Source organism: Roseibium sp., assembly GCF_051016195.1.
In the GTDB taxonomy this organism is placed as follows: domain Bacteria; phylum Pseudomonadota; class Alphaproteobacteria; order Rhizobiales; family Stappiaceae; genus Roseibium.
The window spans coordinates 1,880,896-1,901,894 of sequence record NZ_CP134616.1 but is presented as its reverse complement, the minus strand read 5'-3'; the positions used below and the strand labels follow the sequence as shown (position 1 = coordinate 1,901,894).

The 20,999-nt window shown below is 58.5% G+C and carries 21 protein-coding genes; 8 read left to right on the top strand and 13 right to left on the bottom strand.

Going from position 1 to position 20,999, the window contains the following annotated elements; all coding sequences use genetic code 11:
- Positions 1 to 303: 303 nt before the first annotated feature.
- The 4 genes from RDA78_RS08830 to RDA78_RS08815 all read right to left on the bottom strand — a co-directional run bounded on the left by RDA78_RS08830 (position 304) and on the right by RDA78_RS08815 (position 5,814).
- The gene (locus RDA78_RS08830; RefSeq protein ID WP_434054951.1) at positions 304 to 2,472 is read right to left on the bottom strand and encodes a hypothetical protein; all 2,169 of its coding nucleotides are present in this window, start codon (positions 2,470 to 2,472) and stop codon (positions 304 to 306) included.
- Positions 2,473 to 2,700: 228 nt separating this feature from the next.
- Positions 2,701 to 4,026 carry an HlyC/CorC family transporter gene (locus RDA78_RS08825; protein ID WP_434054950.1) on the bottom strand — a complete coding sequence of 442 codons (1,326 nt, stop codon included), beginning with the start codon at positions 4,024 to 4,026 and terminating at the stop codon, positions 2,701 to 2,703.
- Complete coding sequence (aroB, locus tag RDA78_RS08820) at positions 4,023 to 5,165, bottom strand: 3-dehydroquinate synthase (protein WP_434054949.1); 1,143 nt, start codon at positions 5,163 to 5,165, stop codon at positions 4,023 to 4,025. Before aroB ends, RDA78_RS08825 begins: the two co-directional genes overlap by 4 nt.
- 19 nt (positions 5,166 to 5,184) lie before the next feature.
- Positions 5,185 to 5,814: a shikimate kinase gene (locus tag RDA78_RS08815; RefSeq protein WP_434056124.1), complete on the bottom strand. Its 630-nt coding sequence runs from the start codon at positions 5,812 to 5,814 to the stop codon at positions 5,185 to 5,187.
- Positions 5,815 to 5,960: 146 nt separating this feature from the next.
- Here RDA78_RS08815 and RDA78_RS08810 point away from each other — a divergent pair, with 146 nt between their 5' ends.
- From RDA78_RS08810 to RDA78_RS08800, 3 genes are all read left to right on the top strand, one after another.
- Entirely contained in the window at positions 5,961 to 6,104 is a 144-nt protein-coding gene (locus tag RDA78_RS08810; RefSeq protein WP_306141973.1) for a hypothetical protein, read from the top strand.
- Positions 6,104 to 7,027 carry a site-specific tyrosine recombinase XerD gene (gene xerD / locus RDA78_RS08805; protein WP_434054948.1) on the top strand — a complete coding sequence of 308 codons (924 nt, stop codon included), beginning with the start codon at positions 6,104 to 6,106 and terminating at the stop codon, positions 7,025 to 7,027. The genes RDA78_RS08810 and xerD overlap by 1 nt, the downstream gene beginning before the upstream one ends.
- A 75-nt stretch (positions 7,028 to 7,102) precedes the next feature.
- On the top strand, positions 7,103 to 8,734 hold the full coding sequence (locus RDA78_RS08800; RefSeq protein WP_434054947.1) for an AMP-binding protein: 1,632 nt from the start codon (positions 7,103 to 7,105) through the stop codon (positions 8,732 to 8,734).
- A gap of 7 nt (positions 8,735 to 8,741) precedes the next feature.
- On the opposite strand, the gene RDA78_RS08795 is transcribed toward RDA78_RS08800, so the two are convergent.
- Both RDA78_RS08795 and RDA78_RS08790 read right to left on the bottom strand, forming a co-directional pair.
- Entirely contained in the window at positions 8,742 to 9,872 is a 1,131-nt protein-coding gene (locus RDA78_RS08795) for a GNAT family N-acetyltransferase (protein ID WP_434054946.1), read from the bottom strand.
- Positions 9,862 to 11,154: a lipopolysaccharide biosynthesis protein gene (locus RDA78_RS08790; protein WP_434054945.1), complete on the bottom strand. Its 1,293-nt coding sequence runs from the start codon at positions 11,152 to 11,154 to the stop codon at positions 9,862 to 9,864. Before RDA78_RS08790 ends, RDA78_RS08795 begins: the two co-directional genes overlap by 11 nt.
- A gap of 824 nt (positions 11,155 to 11,978) precedes the next feature.
- Here RDA78_RS08790 and RDA78_RS08785 point away from each other — a divergent pair.
- A complete protein-coding gene (locus RDA78_RS08785; RefSeq protein ID WP_434054944.1) occupies positions 11,979 to 12,665 on the top strand; it encodes a hypothetical protein in 687 nt (228 codons plus the stop codon).
- A 100-nt stretch (positions 12,666 to 12,765) separates the two neighbouring features.
- On the opposite strand, the gene RDA78_RS08780 is transcribed toward RDA78_RS08785, so the two are convergent.
- Together RDA78_RS08780 and RDA78_RS08775 are read right to left on the bottom strand one after the other, a co-directional pair.
- On the bottom strand, positions 12,766 to 12,912 hold the full coding sequence (locus tag RDA78_RS08780; protein WP_434054943.1) for a hypothetical protein: 147 nt from the start codon (positions 12,910 to 12,912) through the stop codon (positions 12,766 to 12,768).
- 175 nt (positions 12,913 to 13,087) lie between these two features.
- Complete coding sequence (locus RDA78_RS08775) at positions 13,088 to 13,654, bottom strand: TetR/AcrR family transcriptional regulator (RefSeq protein WP_434054942.1); 567 nt, start codon at positions 13,652 to 13,654, stop codon at positions 13,088 to 13,090.
- Between the two features lie 129 nt (positions 13,655 to 13,783).
- On the opposite strand from RDA78_RS08775, the gene RDA78_RS08770 reads away from it, so the two are divergent.
- Positions 13,784 to 14,551 (top strand): SDR family NAD(P)-dependent oxidoreductase, encoded by a 768-nt coding sequence (locus tag RDA78_RS08770; protein WP_434054941.1) that lies wholly within the window; start codon positions 13,784 to 13,786, stop codon positions 14,549 to 14,551.
- Positions 14,552 to 14,592: 41 nt separating this feature from the next.
- On the opposite strand, the gene RDA78_RS08765 is transcribed toward RDA78_RS08770, so the two are convergent.
- On the bottom strand, positions 14,593 to 14,991 hold the full coding sequence (locus tag RDA78_RS08765; RefSeq protein ID WP_434054940.1) for a YchJ family protein: 399 nt from the start codon (positions 14,989 to 14,991) through the stop codon (positions 14,593 to 14,595).
- Between the two features lie 97 nt (positions 14,992 to 15,088).
- Between RDA78_RS08765 and RDA78_RS08760 the strand changes: the two genes are divergently transcribed.
- Entirely contained in the window at positions 15,089 to 16,060 is a 972-nt protein-coding gene (locus RDA78_RS08760) for an endonuclease/exonuclease/phosphatase family protein (RefSeq protein ID WP_434054939.1), read from the top strand.
- A 41-nt stretch (positions 16,061 to 16,101) separates the two neighbouring features.
- Here the strand turns inward: RDA78_RS08760 and RDA78_RS08755 are convergent, their stop codons facing one another.
- On the bottom strand, positions 16,102 to 16,470 hold the full coding sequence (locus tag RDA78_RS08755) for a c-type cytochrome (protein ID WP_434054938.1): 369 nt from the start codon (positions 16,468 to 16,470) through the stop codon (positions 16,102 to 16,104).
- A 176-nt stretch (positions 16,471 to 16,646) separates the two neighbouring features.
- On the opposite strand from RDA78_RS08755, the gene ggt reads away from it, so the two are divergent.
- Positions 16,647 to 18,383, top strand: coding sequence for a gamma-glutamyltransferase (gene ggt / locus RDA78_RS08750; protein WP_434054937.1), 1,737 nt, complete (start codon positions 16,647 to 16,649; stop codon positions 18,381 to 18,383).
- On the opposite strand, the gene RDA78_RS08745 is transcribed toward ggt, so the two are convergent.
- From RDA78_RS08745 to RDA78_RS08735, 3 genes are all read right to left on the bottom strand, one after another.
- Entirely contained in the window at positions 18,377 to 18,886 is a 510-nt protein-coding gene (locus tag RDA78_RS08745) for a hypothetical protein (RefSeq protein ID WP_434054936.1), read from the bottom strand. The genes ggt and RDA78_RS08745 overlap by 7 nt on opposite strands.
- Before the next feature lie 101 nt (positions 18,887 to 18,987).
- A complete protein-coding gene (locus RDA78_RS08740; protein ID WP_434054935.1) occupies positions 18,988 to 19,548 on the bottom strand; it encodes a TetR/AcrR family transcriptional regulator in 561 nt (186 codons plus the stop codon).
- Positions 19,548 to 19,916: a hypothetical protein gene (locus RDA78_RS08735; protein ID WP_434054934.1), complete on the bottom strand. Its 369-nt coding sequence runs from the start codon at positions 19,914 to 19,916 to the stop codon at positions 19,548 to 19,550. Before RDA78_RS08735 ends, RDA78_RS08740 begins: the two co-directional genes overlap by 1 nt.
- A 214-nt stretch (positions 19,917 to 20,130) precedes the next feature.
- Here RDA78_RS08735 and RDA78_RS08730 point away from each other — a divergent pair, with 214 nt between their 5' ends.
- Entirely contained in the window at positions 20,131 to 20,916 is a 786-nt protein-coding gene (locus RDA78_RS08730; protein ID WP_434054933.1) for a ThuA domain-containing protein, read from the top strand.
- Positions 20,917 to 20,999 lie beyond the last annotated feature (83 nt).

Here is a 20,999-nt window from a genome sequence, read left to right as displayed (position 1 = left end):
TATAAAGGTGAGCATGGATATGATTATGCGGTCCCTGGGACAAAACTGTTCAGGCAGCGTTCATGTTCATATGGTATAAGGCGGTACTGAAAACGCCGGAAAGGAGCGCAGAAAAGTGAAAGTTCTGATCACATCGCTGATGATCCAGTTGGGTTTGGCAACTGCGGTTCTCGCTGAGGCACCGTTTCTGATCCCGTGAATTGACGGATAAACAGTGCAACAATTGGCCCGCTTCGTGCGGGCCTTTGTTTTTTAAGCGCCCGCACCTTTGCATGATCCTTCGCAGCCGAACGCGCATCGGGTCTATTGATTTTGCTGACGCAGCAGATCGACCCGATCAATCCAGCTGTTGAGATCTCGAAGCAACCATTCGGAATGCGACACCCTGAGCCGGATTTTCAGTTCATTTGATGTCGCTCTCAGCTTCCGGTCATCTTCTGCCTGGTCGTGAATGATGTTTCGGGCCACCTTGAACGCCTGGCTTGCAATTTCCAGTTTGGCTTTCAGCCACTGCGAGTAGGCTTCGTCGAAATTTCTGCGCAGCTTGATTTCCTGTATGCGCGCCAGACCATAGGCGCGGAATACCTCCGCACGGAAGATTTGCGTTTCCCGTTCCGGCAGCGACAAACAGGAAAAATCCGTATTCGCAATCTCGGTAAGGGTCTCGTTCACGATTGCAGAACGCGTCGATTCATATTCTTCGTGCTCCATTCCGTAGAGCCCGGAAACGTAAAGAACGTGATAGTAGACACTTATGAGCCTGTCGTTCGGATAGACAAGCTCGCTCTCGGCATCGGACTGAATTGTGCCGCATCCGCTGAAGGGGGGCTGACGCAGGAAACCGACAGCTTCCAGAGTGCGGCCCGGAACACCGTCATATGTCGGCTTCGGGAAATACCTTGCACGTCTTTCCACGGACGGGATCTTTTTCATCTGCTTTCTTGTATCGTCCAGAAGGTCGATAAGCTGATTGAAGGCTTCACGCTGGATCGGCCGCTGCAGCGTCCGGTACCGGGAGCGGAGCCGCCATTCCTTGTAAAGCGCAATCTGCATGCTTCTCACACGCAGCAGATACCAGAAACGAATATCGTCGATATCAAGCGCGGAGAGCGTCCTCCTGTCGCCAAGCTCCACCCGGATCCAGCGGTCGAGAGTGGTAATGCCGGTCTCGAAGTCATTCACATGCGCGAGAGCCATGGCATAGACAATCGCCAGATAGGGCCGCTTGATCGAAACCTGATCGATCGACAGTCTCAGGTCATATCTCTGGTCACCCGGCTGATTCCCGTCGGATTCTGTCTCTTCAAGGCGCTCCATGACCAGTTTGCAGCTCTCGGCCTGCTTCAGGGCCCGAACGACGCTGTCGTCGTACCGATCGAGTTGCTCCGGATCAAGCGTATCTCTTCTCTGTCCGACATAGTCCGCAACGTTGAGAACATGTGAGGCCACGGGTGCGATCGTGGCCGCCAGCGCGGTTTCCAGCTCAAGCGTTGTTTTTCGTCCACCCTCATTGGATTTTTCGGGAGGCCCGACCGACTTGGCGGAAGCCCAATAAAATTCTCTTATGTTCGGAATGATCTCTGAAAAGGCCCTGTCAAAATAGTGCTCATCCTCCAGGATGACCTCCGACGCGGACAGGCATCCAATGTAACTGTCGAAAATATACTGCAGGCTGTTTTCGACTATTTCCATTTTTGCTTTGGTGTCGTTTATGTTTTTGTATTTCTTGGCTGTTTCCTCGGTGCAGTACAGGTCGTCAATCTCTTCCGAAAGGCATTTCTGTTCGTAGCCTGTCACGAAGGACTTTGCGTGGTGCACCAGATAGTCGCGATCGCGGCCCACTTGAGCGTACATGTAGCGCAAGGTCAGCGCAGGTTGCAGGCCGCGATCGGAGTTTTCCGCCGCATTCATCCTTGACAGGTCGTCGACCGCCCCTTGAGCCTGCGGTCCTCGATCAGAATTACCTGATACGCTCGCAGTGGACTGAAGCTGAAACTTCACCACCGGTGAATCCACCTGGAGCCCGCTCAACAGATCGGAGACGGTGTAGGACGTCGTGCCCAGGATGAACAGCACGAACAGCAGCGCGGCCTCGAACTTCTCCGGAATCGTGAACTTCGCCTCTTCTCCAGCAGGTTTCTTCTTGTAGATCCGCCGCAGCCAGATCGCGAAAAGCCCGCCGAAAACGAACCCCAGAAGCGTCGATGTCGTCAGCCGCGACGTGAAGAGAGCGTAGACGCTGTAGAGGCTGTGGCTCGGCTTGATGATCCAGACAAACGACAGGTAGACGAACAGGATGCAGAAGAAGACGACGACGAGAATCGCACAGACAAAACTGAAGAATTTCGGGACCCGGGCGACAAAACCGCCAACTGCAATGGTGAACCGGTCGCCGGTGGATGTTGCTTTCACCGTCATGAGCAGATTGAAAATTATGAAGGATATCGCAGAAGAAAGAAGAAAAATTGCCATAGGACGCCCCCAGCCCGGCTCCTGAACCAGAAAGCCAACAGTCAAACGGCACAGACTTTTCAGCCCTTGTGCTAGGTAACCCTACAACCAATGATTTGTTCGCACAAATGAAGGATCGGAGCCTGAAAGGCCCCGATGCAAACATGCGGCGATCAGCCCGTTTCCGGCGGAACCGGGCTAACCGGCGGCGCTCCGGCGCGGCCGGTTCGGCACTGCCCGGTCGGAAGGTTACTGCACCGGCGCGGTTGCCGGACGCTGCGGCTCAGCGGCCGTTATTCCCCTTGATGCGACCAGGGGCATGATACGCAAGCGCGTTATCCGGTTCTTTTCCCGCCTCAGAACAGTGAAACGGAACCCGTGGAAAGTGAAAATCTGGCGCTCTTCGGGGATCATGCGGGCTTCGTGAATGACAAGCCCGGCGATCGTGGTCGCCTCGTCGTCCGGCAGGCTCCAGTCAGCAGCCCTGTTCAGGTCGCGGATCGGCACCGATCCGTCGACAATCACCGAACCATCGGCCTGCGGGCGCAGCCCTTCAAGCTCCAGATCATGTTCGTCCGCGATCTCGCCGACAATCTCCTCGAGGATATCTTCCAGCGTGACCAGGCCCATAACCTCGCCATACTCGTCAACAACCAGCGCGAAATGGGATTTATGACGAAGGAACGCGTTGAGTTGATCCTGCAGACTGGTCGTGTCCGGGACAAACCAGGCCGGAGCCGCGATGTCCAGGATATCAATCTTGCTTGTGTCACCATCTGCGGCATGCAGGGCGCGCAAAAGATCTTTCGCGTGCAGGACACCGACGAAGTTGTCGCTTTCACCACGCCACAACGGCAGGCGCGTATAGGGCGCGGCCAGCGTTGCGTTGACCAGTTTGACCGGATCTTCTTCGGCATTCAGCGCCAGCATGTTTGTCCGGTGCACCATGACGTCCGACACTTCAAGATCCGCAAGATCGAGCAGACCGCCGAGACGATCGCGCTCGCCCTTTTCGAGCCCGCCCTCGATATGCTGAAGGTCGACCGCACCGCGCAACTCGTCATGGGCCGACAGAAGGAAGGCATCCGCACCGACATTCACGCCCAGCAATCGAAGGATGTGGCGGACGATCCACTCCACGCCGGCCACGACAGGGCCGAACACCGCCACCACGAAACGCACGATGGGCGACACCATGAGCGCGAAACGCTCCGGATTGGAAATGGCCCAGGTTTTCGGCAGAACCTCGGCGAAGACAAGGACCAGGGCTGTCATGACGAGAGTCGCAATGGCGACACCTGCCTCCCCGAACAGCGTCAGGAACACGCTCGTCGCCAGCGCGGACGCAAGGATGTTGACCAGGTTGTTTCCCAGGAGCAACGCTCCGATGAGGCGCTCCCGGGAGGCAATCAGCCGGCTGGCGACCCGTGCGCGCCAGTCGCCGGTTTTCTCCAGTTGGTGCACACGTGCCCTGGACGCGGCAGTCAACGCGGTTTCAGAGCCGGAAAAGAACCCGGACAGGAACAGGAGCACGAACACCGCCCCGATTGCGAGCCAAAGAGCTGTTTCCGTCATTGATCGAGTTTCTCCTTGAGAAATTCAGTGACAACACCGGGATCGACGCCTTTTTCGACAAAGGCCTCTCCGATGCCACGTGTCAGGATGAAGGTCAGCGCACCGCGGCTCACCTTCTTGTCCTGGGCAATGATGTCCATGAATGTGTCGGCGCCTGGCAGTTGACCCGGAATCTCCTGGACCCGCACTGGCAGCCCGACATCGTCAAGATGTGCACGGACCCGCAGGACGGTCTCTTCATCGATGAGACCGAGCCGCGCCGAGAACTCATGCGCGAGCATCATGCCGATCGAAACGCCTTCTCCGTGCACCAGGCGTTCGGTTTCATAGGCCACCGCGGATTCCAGCGCATGGCCGAACGTATGCCCCAGATTGAGCAGCGCGCGTTTGCCGGCTTCAAATTCATCCGCAGCCACGATGTCCGCCTTGGCCTGGCACGACCGGGCAACGGCTTCCTCCCGTTCCGGACCGCCGCTGAAAACACCCTTCCAGTTGGCCTCAAGCCAGGTGAAGAACCCGGCATCGCCGAGCAGTCCGTATTTTGCGACCTCGGCATATCCGGCACGGAAATCGCGCAGTGGCAGCGTATCAAGAACCGCGGTGTCGGCCAGAACCAGCGACGGCTGATAAAACGCTCCGATCAGGTTCTTGCCATGGCGGGAATTGATGCCGGTCTTGCCGCCGACCGAACTGTCGACCTGTGCGAGCAGGGTTGTCGGCACCTGAACAAAGGCCATCCCCCGGCGTGTCGCGGACGCGACAAAGCCGGCAAGATCTCCGGCAACACCGCCGCCCAGCGCAACGACTGCATCGCCGCGTTCGAACCTGCCGGCGAGAACTTCATCGCAGAGCCGTTCGAATTCTGCAAAACACTTCGTGCTTTCGCCCGACGGAACCGTGTAGGCGGTGTGGCCGAGCCCCGCTGCGCTCAGACTGTCGGACAATGCACTCAAATGAAGCCCGGCAACGGTTTCATCGGCAATAATCGCCAGCCTTGCCTTCGGCAGGATTGAGGCGATCTCTGAACCGGCCTCTTCGATCAGCCCACGTCCGATCAGGATGTCATAACTGCGCGCACCAAGATCGACGCGCACCGAGGTCCGTTCAGAAGGGGCTGTGGCCGCAATCGTGTCTGCCATTCCGTTTCAAATCCAGATTTCACGTGTGAGATATCCGCGAGGTCAACGCATCCTCGCCCTGAAAAAGGTAGTCTGCGATCGTGACAATGATCTGATCGACGACCGTGTCATGCGGCACATCCTTGGATGTGACTGTCAGGGCCGCTTTCGAATAGACCGGTTCGCGTTCGGCAAGAAGCTTGCGCATGGTCCCTTCGGGATCCGGCGTCTGCAGGAGCGGGCGCGTCGCGCGCCGCCTCACGCGCGCCATCACGGTTTCAAAGTCGACCTTCAGCCAGATCGAGAGCCCGTGTTCCGCGATTTCCGAGCGGGTCGCTTCGCTCATGAACGCGCCGCCACCTGTGGCAAGAACCTGGGGCCCTTCACTCAGCAATCTGGCAATCACCCTTTCTTCCCCGCTGCGAAAATAGGGTTCACCGTGTTCCGCAAAAATTTCCGACACGGTCATGTTGGCCGCACGCTCGATTTCGGAATCGGCATCGACAAATTCAAGACCCAGGCGCAACGCCAGCCGTTTTCCGACGGTCGATTTTCCGCAACCCATGATGCCGACGAGAACGATCGATCGCGTACCGAGCGCCGCCAGAAGCCGGTCCATATCGATTGAGTTTGTGTTTTCGTCTGCGGTCAATGCGGGCCGGTCCGTCATCTGGTTTTGGTTATTCATGCAGCGTTGTACCACATTCGATCGAAAAGACACGCGGTGGAACGCGGCCGGCGATATTCTTTGCCCGCTTGCGCACAGGGCCTTGTTTTTGGATCATTCGCATATTCGATTCGTCCCGGGAGACTGACGTGCCGACATTGACCCGCCTGTTGCTTGTGCTTGCCCTGCTCGGCGCGCTTGGCTACGGCGCGGTTTATTCGCTTGCGAATTTCGTGGATCCCCGCGAGCGGGAAATCACGGTCAGGGTCAAGAAGGATGGCTTCGGACGCTGATGGCAACGGGCTACGACATCGAGAATTTCCTGGAGATGCTGGCTGCCGAGAGAGGCGCTGCCGAGAATACGCTCGCGGGATACCGGAGAGATCTGGAAGACTTTTCCGGCTTCCTCGGGCGCACGAAAGTCTCTGACGCCGTGTCCGACGACATTTCGGCCTATATGAGCGACCTTACCCGGCGCGGGTTTGCCGAAACCTCTCAAGCCCGCCGGCTTTCGGCGTTGAAACAGTTTTTCAAGTTTCTCTATTCCGAAGGCACCCGAAGGGATGATCCGACCCGCACCCTGTCGTCGCCGAAGAAACGGGGCAGTCTTCCGAAAGTCCTCTCGGTGGACGAGGTCGACACACTCATAGAAACGGCGCGCACTGAAACCCGGAAGCGGCAACGTAGCGCCGCGGCCCGGCTGCGGGCGCAGCGCATGTACACGCTGATCGAGGTTCTTTACGCAACGGGCCTGCGCGTTTCCGAACTTGTCGCCCTGCCCGTCAGTGCAGCGCTGCGCGATGCAAGGCTGATCGAGATCAGGGGCAAGGGGGGAAAGGAAAGGCTGGTGCCGCTCTCCCACGCCGCGCAGTTGGCCATGAAGGACTACGTGGCACTTCGCTCCGCAGAGGGCGCCTACGAGAAAAGCCCGTGGCTGTTCCCCTCTCACGGGGACAGCGGGCATCTGACGAGACAGCATTTCGCCCGTGAACTGAAAGGCCTTGCCCGGTCGGCAGGACTCGATGTGGCGAAAATTTCACCGCATGTTTTGCGCCATGCTTTTGCATCGCACCTATTGCAGAATGGCGCAGATCTCCGCGTCGTCCAGCAACTTCTGGGACATGCGGATATCTCTACAACGCAGATTTATACGCATGTTCTGGATGAGCGGCTGCGCGAACTCGTGGAACAAGCACATCCTTTGGCACAACGTTGACCAAAGACTCTATTGCACCGCAGCAAAGAGCGTCTTACACTCCGTTGCCTATTTTTTTTGCATCGGACGCAGACAATGCTTCAACATGCCAGCGATTTTGAAGCGCTGAAATCCGGCTTCCGGTGGTCGCTGCCCGAAACCTACAACATGGCTCGCGCCGTGAGCGATGTATGGGCAGAGCGCGATCCGCACAGACTGGCCATCCGGCACGTTCTGCAGTCCGGAAAAACGGAAGACTGGACGCATCTGCAGCTGAACCGGTCGGCAAACCGCTTTGCCAATGCGCTCTTGAGCCTCGGTGTGGCAAAAGGTGACCGGATCGCGCTGCTCCTGCCGCAAGGGCCGGAAACGGCGATCGCCCATATTTCAGCCTACAAGCTTGGTGCCGTTGCGGTGCCCCTCGCCTCGCTCTTCGGACGGGAGGCCCTTAAATACCGCCTGTCCAATTCGGGTGCGAAGGTCCTTGTCACGAATGCAAGCGGGCTGGAAAAACTTTCCTTGATCCGCGATGACCTGACGGATCTTGATGTTGTCATCTCCGTCGATGGAACCGCCGCCGGTGCCAGTTCTTTTCACGCTCTCATCGAAGCGGCACGTGACAGCTTCGAGACGCTTGCCACGACGCCCGACGACCCGGCGCTGATGATCTACACGTCCGGCACGACGGGCCAGCCCAAGGGCGTCCTTCACGGCCATCGGGTGCTGCTCGGTCATATGCCGGGCATTGAACTGTCACAAAATTTCCTGGGCCGTGCGGACGATCTTCTGTGGACCCCCGCCGATTGGGCTTGGGCCGGTGGTTTGCTGAACGCCCTGTTTCCCGCCTTGAAACTCGGCGTGCCCGTTGTCTCGCATGCGGCGCGGAAATTCGATCCCGAGTTTGCGTTTCGGCTGATTGAACAACAAGAGATCAGAAACGCTTTCATCCCGCCAACTGCCCTGAAGATGCTTCGTTCCGTCCAGAACCCTGCATCGCGCTTCGCGCTTCGATGGCGCAGCGTCGGCTCTGCCGGCGAGTCTCTCGGACGCGAGACCTACGACTGGTTCGCGCAGGAATTCGGGTTCCCGGCCAACGAGTTTTACGGCCAGACCGAGTGCAACGCCGTCCTTGGGTCCGCCGCAGCTCTTGGCATCACCCGTCCGGGCGCCATCGGAAAGGCCACGCCCGGACACGGCGTCGCCATTATTGACGGCGAGGGCGCAGTGGTGCCTGCCGAAACACTGGGCCAGATCGCCATCAGGAGACCTGATCCGGTGATGTTCCTTGAATACTGGAACAACCCGGATGCAACCCGCGACAAGTTCATTGGTGACTGGATGGTGACCGGTGATCAGGGAGTGATGGACGAGGACGGCTACTTCCACTTCGTCGGACGCGATGACGACATCATCACGTCTGCGAGTTACCGGATCGGCCCGGGTGAGATCGAAGACTGCCTGATCCGGCACCCGGCCGTCGCGCTTGCAGCGGCGGTCGGCAAGCCCGATCCCCTGCGCACCGAGATCGTCAAGGCGTTTGTCGTCCTGAAATCGGAAGAACTCGACAACGACAATCTTGCTTCGGAAATCCGGGACTTCGTCCGTGAACATCTGTCCGCCCACGAATATCCGCGGGAGATCGAATTTGTCAGTTCATTGCCGATGACGACGACGGGAAAGGTCATTCGGCGCAAGCTCCGCGAAATGGCACGCGCTGAAGCTTCGTAACCATCAATCAGGATTTCAGCCTGTTTCTGATGGTGCGGGCCATCTGCCGGACTGTCTGTTCGAAGCCCAGATCCGCGGAGCAGATTCCGTTCCTCAAAGCAGCCAGGGGCCCGGATGACAAAAGCAGCGTCCCGGTCTCCAGCCGCCCGCGCCACAGCGGCTCGATCATGGAATGTCCCGGGACCGCGAGCGAATCCGCCAGCCTGAAACCCGGCGTGGCCAGATTTTTCTGGAACGTGTCGAGAACCAACTGGGCACCCGGAGAATATCGGGCGTAGGACTCGTCAAAGGCAATTTTCCAGGCAAAGACATGCCCGCCTTCAACGAATGCCACGAGGGAGGCAATCAGCTTCCCACCCACCAGCAATTCGTCGATCCGGACATGGCCGGCACTGGCCGCCGCGACAACTGTTTCCCGCGAGAAGGCCGCCGTTTGCGGTTTGCTGACAAGCGCCGTGTTCTCGCGGCCCTTCCATCCCGACGCTTCAAGGGCGAGAAACGCTTCGAAGCGGTCCGTCACCGCGCCGCCCTCGACGGTCACAAGACTGACTGCACCTTCGTCTTCAAGGCGGCGCAGAAGGCGCTTCATTTCCTTTCGCCGTTTCCCCTTGAACGCCTCGTCGAATTGGACCTGTCCTTCCGGTCCGCCGTCGTGCGAGGCCCGCTCCGACCTTCCGGTGACAACACCCGTTACACCATCAAGATCCATCAGCAGTTTGGCCGCTTTTGATGCAAGCGGCAGATCGGGCAGCAGCAGAACTCCGGTCCTTCCCGCAGCCGCCTCGTAAAACCGTTTCGCATGAGCGGCGACCGTGGCCGGATGCAGGAGCGGTGTGCCGACCGGACCATAATCTGTCGTGAAGGCTGCCGGGATCGGAACCAGAAGACCTGCTGGCCGGATCTGGATCGGTGCCGCGACCAGCCACTGCCCAGTCGATCTGTCTTCAACCGCCAGCACCTTCACACGCCGAACACCCATGTGCCTGAGGTAGGGTCTAAGGAATGACGGGCCGAAAAACGGGTTCGGGTCGGCGGCTGCATCGCCGAGCGCCTGCCAGGCACTCAATGGCAACTCGTCATCAAGGGGATCGAAGAAGCGCGCTTCGACTTCGGATGACCCGCTGCTGTCAGGGGTCATCTGACCGCCTCCGTCCGGATAGCATGAGCGGCAACACGAATGTCGTCACATGCAGTTTCCGCCGGGCGGCAATCGAAAGAGCGGTCGCTTCGAACAGGATCGCGCAGCTTGTCGCGATCGCCGCGCCTGCAAGACCCAGCAGGGGAATGAAAACCAGATTGAGCAGGACATTGACGACAAACGTCGCCGCATAAATTCCGGCACAGGATTTCTGGTGTCCGGTCATGGAGAGAAGAGCATCGGCGGGACCAACGGACGCGCGCGCGAGTACGCCGATCATCAAGAGTGCGATAAGCGGATAACCGTCTTCGAACCCGCTGCCGAAGAGGCGAAGCAGCAACGGCGCGACAAGCAGGAGCGCAAGTCCCGCGGCCAGCGAGGGCCAGAACGTCCAGAGCGTCGCCTGCCTGGTGTAGGCAGCGAGGCCCTCCCTGTCTTCCTTGTGTTTGAAACTTGAGAAACGGTGTGCCGAAGCGGCCCGCACCGCGAAGTAGACAAAATGGACGAGTGCGAGCGTTCTCGACGCCGCAAAATAGACCGCGACCTCGTCCGGGCTCTGAAAGAAGCTCACCATGATCACGTCTGCGCTGGTGAGCAGTTGCAGGAAACCCTCGACCATCAGCATCGGCAACGAGATGGCAAGCCATGTCTTCAGGTCGACCCTTGCCGGCCCGCTCGGTACTTTGCGCGGCAGTCGCGCCCTCAGGTGGACATACTGATAGGCGGCGACAAGACATGTCGCTGCCACTGCGACTGCTGCAGCCGTCGTTGCCGTTGCGGGCGTGCCGGTGATGCTGACACCAACCAGCAAAAACAGGATTGCGAGCGGGCGCCAGATATATGTCGGAAGCATGGCCAGCGAAGGCCAGTCGTGGCTGCGCGCAATACCGTCCTGAACCAGTCCGAAGGCAAAAAACGGCAGTGCCAGAAACACGATCACCAGCGGATCGACATAGCTCGGCGCGATCTCCGATCGGAACACGTAGACCCCGGCCATAGCCAGCGCTGCGGTGCCGATCCCGATCAGAAAGGCAACTTGCCGGCTGACCGAAAGGAAACCGCGAAGACCGTTCAGGTCGCCGGACTGACGGTATTGCGGAATGAACCGGCTGGCGGAGGTTGAAAAGCCGCCGCAGGCCATCACTCCGAGCACGATCACGAACGTCCAGGCGACCGAATAGACACCATAATCGTACGCACCCAGAAGCCGGGCCAGGACAATCTGCGAGAGGAAGGCGAGCCCTGCACCTGCCACGCGAACGGCGAAAGTGGAGACGGCCATGCGTCCAGCCGCCGCTTTTTCCGAAGAAGCAGGTCCTGAACCGGCCGCAATTTGCTCGACGCCTTTGCCCAGGATTTGCATCCAGGCAGCGTCTTGAAAACGCTTCGTCCAGAAATTGGCGGTCGATCGCACGTAGAGGGCCCTTGAGAACATCTTTCCGTATTTTTGACACAAGGGACTTAATTTTCCGTGGCTTTTGCAGGCCTCTGGCCGAAGCACCTTCACACGTGCGTGATGAGCTTCGACCCTTCCGGAGCGCGGCGACTTTGACAATGCCACACCGGGTTCCTCTCAGGAGTGATTGCGGCCTGAACCGCCGGGTTGTTGGGGTCCGGGTGCGCGCCCGAGTGCGCCGGCACCCGTTGGAATTACGATGGAATTCCAACGTGCCAGGGGGAGAACGACACATGTCTGGTCAATCCCCGCTTGACAGGGAACGGGAAATAGGAACAAATAGTGAACAAATGAATCGCTGACCAGACAAGTGGCATCGGCACTGATCCGTCACGTTCCATTTCATGTTCCGTTTTTGCGGATTAAGAGGGTTGCCTCCCCTTCGATCCGCGACTTGATCCGGTCCCTGCATCGCCGCCAAGCGCAGGGGCCGGATTTTTTCTTGAGGCTTCTGAGGTCCGGTCTCAGGCTGAAAATTAACCATAACTAAAGACAATTTTAGTGATCGGTTCAGAATCGCATTGCGCCGCCGATAGAGAAATCTTATAGAGGTCAAAGATTTTATTATGTGTGTTAGGCAAGCTGCGTCGAACGTCCCATCCAATCCAAAAACGGTTTCGGTTCGACGCGGTCAGCAAAGGAAAACGAAAATGCTAAAGGCACTCGCAATCGCGTCATTTGCCGGCGCTGCGCTACTCGCTGCCGGTTCGGCGAACGCAATGATCGTCAATGGTGATTTTGAGGATACCAGTTACAACCCGACGGGCCTCGTCAACAACAACACGCTGGCAAACCTCGCGACAACCGGGTCCTCCTGGGACGTGTTCAGCGAGATCAGCGGCTGGAAGACGACAGCTGGCGCCGGCATCGAGGTGCAGACCAACCGCACGCTCGGTTCTATCGATGCGCATTCGGGTCAGCACTATATCGAGCTCGACAGCCATCCACGGCCGAACTCGAACTCCACGATGTCTCAGGACGTGACGCTCGGCGTTGGCAAATACGAACTTTCGTTCTGGTACAGCCCACGCAACAACGACGCATCCTCGAACGGCATCGAATATTCGGTCAGTGGCCTGCTGTTGGACAGCGTTACGGGTCCGGGTGCATCGCCCCTGACCGCAGTCGGAGCGTGGACACTGATCACGGCATTGTTCCATGTGGAAACGGCCGGCGATTACACGCTTTCCTTCGCTGCTACCGGCAAACAGAATACTTTGGGCGGGTTCGTAGACACGGTTAACATCACCGCCGTTCCGATCCCGGCCGCGGGTCTGTTGCTGCCGGCTGGGCTGGGACTGCTCACCTTTGCGGCCCGCCGCCGCAGGGCGAAGTGATCCAGCAAAGTCTTCATCCAAATAAAGATGCGGCCCATCCGGGCCGCATTTTTTTTGAGAAAAGCGCAAGAGCTTCACTTCGGTCGCTTTGGCTGCTGTCTCAGGCGAATTGCCGCCAGAACTGGTAGGACCGGTCCAGGCGGTTCAGCCTTTTGCTTTTCTCGGCAGGATCCAGATCTTTACGATCCAATAGTATTTCGATCTCTTTTCTGAGTTCGTCCATGTGTCTGCTTGCGTATCTCAACATGTCAACATCCTCCACTCAGGCTGTTCTGTGATGCACAAGAAGATGTTGCCTAAACGGAAGATATTCAAATTAACTATTTTTAAGAAAAGGATTTAAATTATTAAGTTGTATTACTTTTTTCGATTAAATTAATTGATGCCAGACCGATCAATACACGAAAGATCTTTCATCGTGATCAGTTTGACGACAGCGGGGGTGCAAGCTCGCCAAAAATGTCTGGCCGCCCCTGCACTTTGGCAATCAGCATGGCACCCTCAAGCTGCGCAAGGATAGCGAGGCTCTGCATGTTCAGGTCCGCTTCCGGCAGCCCTGCGCCCCAATCTGATTGACCCAATCCCTTTCTCAACCACGCACCGGTCAGATCGAAAAACGCCTTTGCCTCGCTCACAACGGCTTCGGGCAGGCCGGACGATTCGGCTGCAAGAATACCGCAGAGACACATTTTTCCGTCCTTTCCCAGAGATCGCGCGAACTCCCGGTGCAATTTGGCGATCAATGCCTCGGCCGACATGCGCGGCTGCTCCGGATCGCCCAACAGGTCCAGAAACCGCTCCGTGTATCTTTTCGCGACCCGGGCGCCCAGATCCGCCTTGGTTGGAAAGTAGTAGTGCACACTGGAACTCTTCACGCCCACGCCCGTGGCAATGTCCCGGAAGCTGAAGCCGTTATAGCCATTTTGCCGGATGAGCGTTTCCGCGAGGTCCATAATTTTTGCCTCAGTATCTGCGGCCGATGCAGTCACGGGTCGATCTCCTTATCTATCGACTGATAGATAGGCCTTGACAAGAAGAAGCGCAACACAGATATCTTGCAAATCGAATCTACCTATCAGTAGATAGATACTTTTCGAACAACGAACCGGAGACAGACAATGACGAACAGCATCGCGATCATTCAGGGTGGAACCTCAGGCATGGGTCTGGCAACGGCACACCGCCTTGCGGCCCGGGACGTTCCCCTTGTCCTCATCGGACGCAGCCCGGACAAGCTTTCATCCGCACGTGATAGCCTCGCGGCACAACACAAGGTAACGGTCGAAACCTGGCGGGCGGACGTGACCCGGACTGCGGATGTTGAGGAACTGATCGACCGGATCGGCAACCTGAACCAACCGCTCGGATATCTGGTCAACGCGGCAGGCTATTTCAGTCCCAAACCGTTTCTGGACCACACCGGCGAGGATTTTGACCTCTATCACGCTTTCAACCGGGGAACCTTCCTGATCACGCAGGCCGCAACCCGGAAGATGTCAGAAACCGGAAAGGGCTCTGTGGTCAATCTCGGCTCCATGTGGGCGCACCAGGCAGTCAAGGCGACACCGTCTTCTGCCTATTCGATGGCAAAAGCAGGCCTACACGCCTTCACGCAACACCTTGCGATGGAACTCGGCGATCAGGGCATTCGCGTCAATGCCGTCGCTCCCGCGGTCGTCGAGACACCGATCTACAAGGCCTTCATCCCGGAGGACCAGATTTCGGAAACCCTGAAAGAGGGGTTTGATGCCTTCCACCCCATCGGACGCATCGGCACCGCCGAAGATGTCGCTTCCGCGGTCGATTTCCTGCTATCGGACGAAGCCGGTTGGGTAACGGGTTCCATTTGGGATGTCGACGGCGGCGTCATGGCCGGCCGGAACTGAGGCCTTCCTTCAGGACGGAGTTGCCGCGATCGGCAACTCCCTCATTCGCGGATCGCCTCCACGTAATACCAGCGGCCCGCCTTCTTCCGGAACCGGCTGAGTTCACGATGCGTGGTCAACCTGCCGCCCGAAAGAGACTTGGCCTCGAAGAGAACCGTCCCTTCCCTGTCCGTTTCGCTGCCCCTGTGGACCTCCAGAACCGACAGGCCCGTCCAGTGGCTTTCCCGGGCCCATTGTGCGGTTGCCATTTCATCGAATGCGAACCGGTTCTTTGGCCACAGGGTTTCCTTCAGATAGGAAATGTTCAATGTGACATAGGCCGAATACCGGGAGCGCATGAGTGCTTCCGCCGTCGTGGCGCTTGCCACGCCGGAAAGGAGGGGACCGCAGCAGGACGCAAGGCCTCTGCCGCTGCCGCAAGGGCACATGTCAGTCGTCATGAAGACCTCCGGGTTCAGGCATTTCGTCAGCTTCCCTATCACTTAACGATCGAAACCCCTAACGTTAAGCATCTGAATTGTCTCAAGGTCCGGCGGAATGAAACTGGCCACATTCAACATTGAATCCTATGGCGGCGACCGGTTCGACCCTGCCGCTCTGAGGCCGAGGATCGGCGCTCTGCGTCCAAGGATCGAAGAACTCGACGCGGACATCCTGTGCCTGCAGGAAGTCAACGCGCAAAAGGTGAAGGGGGCATCACAGCGCCAGTTTCTCGCACTGGACCTGTTGCTTGCGGGGACGGCTTACGAAACCTATCACCGCGCAGCCAGCGAACGGGCCCCTGGAAAGGGGCCCGGCGACAAGCACAATCTCGTCATTCTTTCTCGCCATCCGATCACCGCGCATGAGAGCCTGTTCCAGCAGCGCGCGCATGCTCCGCTCTGGCAGCCCTCGACGGCGATGCCCGGTTACGATGCACCTCAGCACATCTCGTACGAGCGTCCGGTCCTGAGATCGGAAATCGACGCCGGCGGCTTGAAGCCGCTCCATCTGTTCGTCGTCCATTTGCGCGCACCGATTGCCGCGATGATCCGCGGCGGCAAGACAGAAGATCGCAGCTGGAAAAATACATCGGCCTGGGCGGAAGGTTATCTGCTTTCGGTCCTGAAACAGACCGCACAGGCACTGGAACTGCGCCTTGCAGTCGAAGCCCTGTTCGACAGGGATGAAAAGGCACAAATCGTCCTCACCGGTGATTTCAACGCGACCGGCGAAACCGGCACGCTGCGTCTGCTGCGCGCGGATCCGGATGATACGGCATCTCCGGACTGGGACCATCGCAGGCTGTTTCAGCTGGACGCCTCGCTTCCGCTGCCGGAGCGCCAGACGGTCATTCATCGCGGCAAAGGCCAGGCACTCGACCATATCCTTGCGAGCGCCACGATGACGGATCGTGTCGTTGATGTGCGTGTCTTCAACGCCGGACTACCCGACGAGGTCTTCGAAGCCGATGATGAGACCTACGCCGGTTCCTACCACGCGGCCATGCGTGCGCAGTTCGACATTTGACGAAGCAGCCAGCACCGGATGCAGCTCCCGATCGGTCACCGTCAATCCGTGGAAAGCGAATTGATATAGCTGGCCAGGTTCGAGATCTCGACATTGTCGAGGGTCATGTTCGGCATCTTCGGATGCGGGTCTTTCAGGAAGGTGGCAAGCGATGCCTGTGTCCAGTCCGGGTCCTTGGCGATGTCATAGAAGCTGGGTAGCGAGACACTTGCGGCTGTCGGCTGATCGTTGGAGACCAGATGACAGGACGAACACCACTGCAGCGCCAATGTCTTGCCGGTGGCCGGATCGGCCGCCAGAACCGGCCCGGCGTTCAATGGAAGGACAAGCGCCAAGGCCGCCAGACCCGCAAGAACCGATCTTCGAACCATCAGATATGCCGATTTTTCAATGTTCGCATTTCCGAACATGAAAGCCTCCTTGTAATCGTGCACCAACTCACACACGTGAGAGTGACCCAACTGTCGCGTACCCGCCTTGCGGTGGATCAAGAAAAGGTCGAATGATCTCAACCTACACGTGATCTTGTATTGCGGCACACCAGAAATTTCTGCACAGTCTCAACGATATGGCACGGGAGAATGACATGGCTCGACGCTTGAAAATCACGATATGCGCCACCGCGACATTGCTGGCGCTGACCCCGGTTCTCGCTTCGGCACAGACCGCTCCGATCTACTCCCAGACGGACCTGTTCCATCCGGTGACCTCGCAAAACGGCATGGTCGCCAGCCAGGAGGCCGTCGCCACCGCCGTTGGTGTGGAGATCCTCAAGAAAGGCGGCAACGCGGTTGACGCAGCAATCGCGACCGGTTTTGCCCTGGCGGTAACATTGCCCCGCGCGGGCAATCTCGGCGGTGGCGGGTTCATGATGATCCACATGGCCGAAAGCGGCGAAACCCACGCGCTTGACTACCGGGAAAAGGCGCCTGCCGGGGCCTTCAGGGACATGTTTCTCGGAGCGGACGGCGAACCGGACAAGCAGAAATCCCGCTTTTCCGGGCTGGCCATCGGCGTACCGGGCACCGTTGCCGGCTTCGCCGAGGCCTTCGAAAAGCATGGCAGCGGCAATGTAACCTGGCAGGACCTCGTCGCGCCGGCAATCGAACTGGCCGGATCCGGCATCACCGTAACCTCCAGCCTTTCAGACGCCCTGTCTGCAAGAGCAGAGCGCCTGACCGGAGACGCGGCCACCGCCGCGATTTTCTTCAAGGCGGGCGGCGTTCCCTACCAGCCCGGTGAAACGCTCGTCCAGGCGGACCTCGCCGGAACGTTGCAGCTGATATCCGAAAAGGGTGCGGATGGATTCTACAAGGGAGACGTTGCCGAAAAAATCGCGAACAAGGTCCAGGCAGCAGGCGGCAGCATGACCGTTGAAGACCTTGCCGGCTACGAACCTGTCTGGCGTGATCCGGTCATCGGCACCTATCGTGGCTACGAGATTGCGTCCATGCCGCCGCCATCCTCCGGCGGTGTTCACATCGTCCAGATCCTCAACATTCTGGAAAACTTCCCCATGAACGAATTCGGCCCGAACTCTGCGGATTCGATCCACGCCATGTCGGAAGCCATGCGCCTTGCCTATGCGGACAGGTCCAAATATCTGGGCGATCCGGATTATGTCACCGTCCCGATCACAGGACTGACATCGGCCGACTACGCAACGGAACTGACAAAGACCATCAAGATGGACGCGGCGCGGCCGTCTGAAGACGTCAAGCCGGCCGACCCACTCCCCTATGAAAGCAACGAAACCACGCACTACTCGGTCGTCGACAAGGACGGCAACGCGGTTTCAAACACCTACACGCTGAACTTCTCCTACGGCTCCGGCCTCACCGCAGACGGCACCGGCGTTCTCCTGAACAACGAGTTGGACGACTTTTCCGCAAAGCCCGGTGTCCCAAATGCCTACGGGCTCATCGGCGGCACGGCCAATGCGGTCGAGGCCGGAAAACGCCCCTTGTCTTCGATGAGCCCAACGCTGGTGTTCAAGGATGGCGCGTTTCATCTGGCAACCGGCTCACCGGGCGGCAGCCGCATCATCACAACAACGCTGCAGATCATCCTCAATATTGTCGATCACCAGATGAACATTGCCGAAGCCACGGTCGCTCCGCGGATCCACAACCAATGGCTTCCCGACGAGATCCGCATCGAGGAGGGCATCTCGCCGGACACGGTGAAGCTGCTTGAGCAAAGAGGTCACAAGGTCGCCGTCAAGAATGCGATGGGGTCGACCCAGTCGATCATGAGCGTCGACGGCACGCTCGCCGGCTTCTCGGATCCGCGCCGCAAGGGCGCCCTGACCCTGGGCTACTGAGGCTTTGGCGGAAACTGCCTGTTCAGCGTGCTCTGGCTGTCGAGATCCCGCAGGTGGTGGAAGAAGCTCTCCGCCGCGACCGCAAGGAACGACACCAAGAGCACGCCTATATAGGTGGAATGCTCCAGCAGCTCCGCGCGATCACCGACGATGACGTCGAAAATCGTGAACCCCAGGAAGACCGCGATTGAGACGGTGATCGCAAGGTCGGTGCGATAGGCGACGCCCGGCCTGCCCTGCAGCAACCGCACCCCGGCCCAGACGAAAAACCCGGCTGCCGCGAACTCGACGATCCCGGCGAAGATCAGCGTTGCCTGGACGAAAGCAGGGTCCAGCGCGAGCCTGTCGAAATACATCGTGAACTTCTCGACCCGGTGATTGCCCCACCAGTGCAGCAAACCGATGTCCTGGCGCGCGAAAAACTTGTCGAGGCCGTTCAAAAGCCAGAAGAAGAACCAGAAGACGATAACGACGGCTGTGATCGGTTGTCGAAGTGCATGCATGACTTTTCCGTTTCCTGAAGGTCCGGAGAATGCACTGGATAGCAGGAAGCGGTTGAAGAAGAGTTAGTGTTCACGTTTGCGTGAGCAGGCGACGGAAGATGTCAGCCCCGGACCGGGCCGAATGCCTTTGACACCATGGACGCAAAACGCTTGTCGAGGCGGATCCGGTCGTCAGCGGTCATGTCCGGCCAGACAATCTGACTGCCGACATAGGCGGCGTATTCGAGCTGGGCGATTTCCCTTGCGAGCTCCGGCTCCAGGCCGAGCTCCCGGTAGAGGCCAACGACAAATTCGGTTCTGATCTCGTCGACCTCCTGAACGATTAACCGCGCGATATCGTTGGATTGAGCGAACTGGCGCACGGCTCTCTCCAGATCCTGATCGAGCAGATTGGCGATATCGGAGAGGGTCTGTGCGCGCTTGTCCTGCGGCTGCCGCAGGATCGCATCCGCCACATCCAGCGTGTTGCGCTGCTTCCACTCAAAGAACAGAGCCTCCAGAAAGGCGGCGTGGTCCTCAAAGTGGTGATAGAAGGAGCCGCGTGTCCGGCCAGCGGCTTCACACATGGCATCGACCGTCAGCGCGGCACCCCCGTCCCGGGCGAGGCGCTCCAGAGCCAGGTTCAACCAGTCTTTCTTCGCAAAACGCTTCTTTGGCCCCATCAGACTCCACCGGCAATGCCCAGCAGCGCGATTGGCAGGAACAGCCAACCTTGCGGCATTGCCTTGTAGGATTGTTTCTTCAATGGGGGAAGCGCCAATCCTAGGAAACAGAACGCCAGCGCAAGACCCGTCGCCATCCAGCCGAGTTCCCAGCTTTGCGGAAAAACCGCTGCGAGCGCGTACATCACCGCCATAGCGGCAAGAACGATCGTCGCGATGTGCCAGCAGTAATAGCTCACATATTTCGGCATGGGTTCGAGATCAGGTGCGCGCAGCAAAGGTACCGCGACTTCTCGACCGCCGAGAAACGTATGGATCAGAAACGTCAGTGCAGAGAGCACACCTGCAATCAACAGAAGAACATTCATCTCAATTTCCTCAACATACCATATAGTACGGTATGTTTATCTCTATTTTGTCGGAAAGACGATGCGGCGCGCCGTCACACCGCCCAACACCTGAATGCTCCTGCTTGACCGTTGGCTGATTGACACTCAAAAAATGGCGTGTTAGCGCTATTCAAAGCGCTTTGAAAATGCAAGCGCCCTTCCTGAAATATCGACTGAACCTGGAGAAACGGTCATGCCGATCAGAACCCTGGTCTGGGGCGAGAACGTCCATGAGCAGCACAATGCAATCGTCGCCCGTACCTATCCGAACGGCATGCACCAATGCATCGCCGATGCGCTGAATACCGACCCGGAGATCAGCGCGGCAACAGCCACATTGCAGGACCCTGAACACGGGCTGACAGAAAAGCGGCTCGCCGAAACAGACGTGCTGGTCTGGTGGGGGCATGCGGCCCATGGCGACGTCGCCGACGCGGTCGTCGACCGGGTCTGCGACGCGGTCTGGTCGGGCATGGGCATGATGTTCCTGCACTCGGCCCATTTCGCCAAGCCGTTCAAACGACTGATGGGCAGCCCTTGCAATCTGACATGGCGCGAGGCGGGTGAGCGGGAACGACTCTGGGTCACCAGCCGCAATCACCCGATCACCAGGGGCCTGCCGGACAGTTTCGAACTGGAAATGGAAGAGATGTACGGCGAACCGTTCGGCGTGCCGGAGCCGCTGGAAACCGTCTTCATCAGCTGGTTTCAGGGCGGCGAGGTTTTCCGCTCCGGCCTGACCTACAAGCGCGGTGCCGGCAACATTTTCTATTTCCGGCCCGGACACGAAACCTATCCGACCTATCATGACACGACCGTGCAGACCGTTCTGAAGAACGGCGTCAAATGGGCTTTCAACCCGATGGCTCGTGTAGCTGATCCCAATGCCGCACCGAACGTTCCGGTCGATGCCGCTCCCGAGAAGATCGAGGAACGCGGACCGAAACTTCACGCGGATGGCGAAGAAGGTTTCCGCTGAGCGGACACGTCGATGATCCGGCGTCTCAGGCGCCGGCCCCCCGTTTTACAGCAGGACGGAGTTTCCAATGTCCTCACTTGATC

Bases quoted from the DNA above. Each gene is read 5' to 3' on its own strand.
- RDA78_RS08830 (WP_434054951.1), bottom strand. From the start codon at position 2,472: ATGGCAATTTTTCTTCTTTCTTCTGCGATATCCTTCATAATTTTCAAT.
- RDA78_RS08825 (WP_434054950.1), bottom strand. From the start codon at position 4,026: ATGACGGAAACAGCTCTTTGGCTCGCAATCGGGGCGGTGTTCGTGCTC.
- aroB (WP_434054949.1), bottom strand. From the start codon at position 5,165: ATGGCAGACACGATTGCGGCCACAGCCCCTTCTGAACGGACCTCGGTG.
- RDA78_RS08815 (WP_434056124.1), bottom strand. From the start codon at position 5,814: ATGACGGACCGGCCCGCATTGACCGCAGACGAAAACACAAACTCAATC.
- xerD (WP_434054948.1), top strand. From the start codon at position 6,104: ATGGCAACGGGCTACGACATCGAGAATTTCCTGGAGATGCTGGCTGCC.
- RDA78_RS08800 (WP_434054947.1), top strand. From the start codon at position 7,103: ATGCTTCAACATGCCAGCGATTTTGAAGCGCTGAAATCCGGCTTCCGG.
- RDA78_RS08795 (WP_434054946.1), bottom strand. From the start codon at position 9,872: ATGACCCCTGACAGCAGCGGGTCATCCGAAGTCGAAGCGCGCTTCTTC.
- RDA78_RS08790 (WP_434054945.1), bottom strand. From the start codon at position 11,154: ATGGCCGTCTCCACTTTCGCCGTTCGCGTGGCAGGTGCAGGGCTCGCC.
- RDA78_RS08785 (WP_434054944.1), top strand. From the start codon at position 11,979: ATGCTAAAGGCACTCGCAATCGCGTCATTTGCCGGCGCTGCGCTACTC.
- RDA78_RS08780 (WP_434054943.1), bottom strand. From the start codon at position 12,912: ATGTTGAGATACGCAAGCAGACACATGGACGAACTCAGAAAAGAGATC.
- RDA78_RS08770 (WP_434054941.1), top strand. From the start codon at position 13,784: ATGACGAACAGCATCGCGATCATTCAGGGTGGAACCTCAGGCATGGGT.
- RDA78_RS08765 (WP_434054940.1), bottom strand. From the start codon at position 14,991: ATGACGACTGACATGTGCCCTTGCGGCAGCGGCAGAGGCCTTGCGTCC.
- RDA78_RS08760 (WP_434054939.1), top strand. From the start codon at position 15,089: ATGAAACTGGCCACATTCAACATTGAATCCTATGGCGGCGACCGGTTC.
- RDA78_RS08755 (WP_434054938.1), bottom strand. From the start codon at position 16,470: ATGTTCGGAAATGCGAACATTGAAAAATCGGCATATCTGATGGTTCGA.
- ggt (WP_434054937.1), top strand. From the start codon at position 16,647: ATGGCTCGACGCTTGAAAATCACGATATGCGCCACCGCGACATTGCTG.
- RDA78_RS08745 (WP_434054936.1), bottom strand. From the start codon at position 18,886: ATGCATGCACTTCGACAACCGATCACAGCCGTCGTTATCGTCTTCTGG.
- RDA78_RS08740 (WP_434054935.1), bottom strand. From the start codon at position 19,548: ATGGGGCCAAAGAAGCGTTTTGCGAAGAAAGACTGGTTGAACCTGGCT.
- RDA78_RS08735 (WP_434054934.1), bottom strand. From the start codon at position 19,916: ATGAATGTTCTTCTGTTGATTGCAGGTGTGCTCTCTGCACTGACGTTT.
- RDA78_RS08730 (WP_434054933.1), top strand. From the start codon at position 20,131: ATGCCGATCAGAACCCTGGTCTGGGGCGAGAACGTCCATGAGCAGCAC.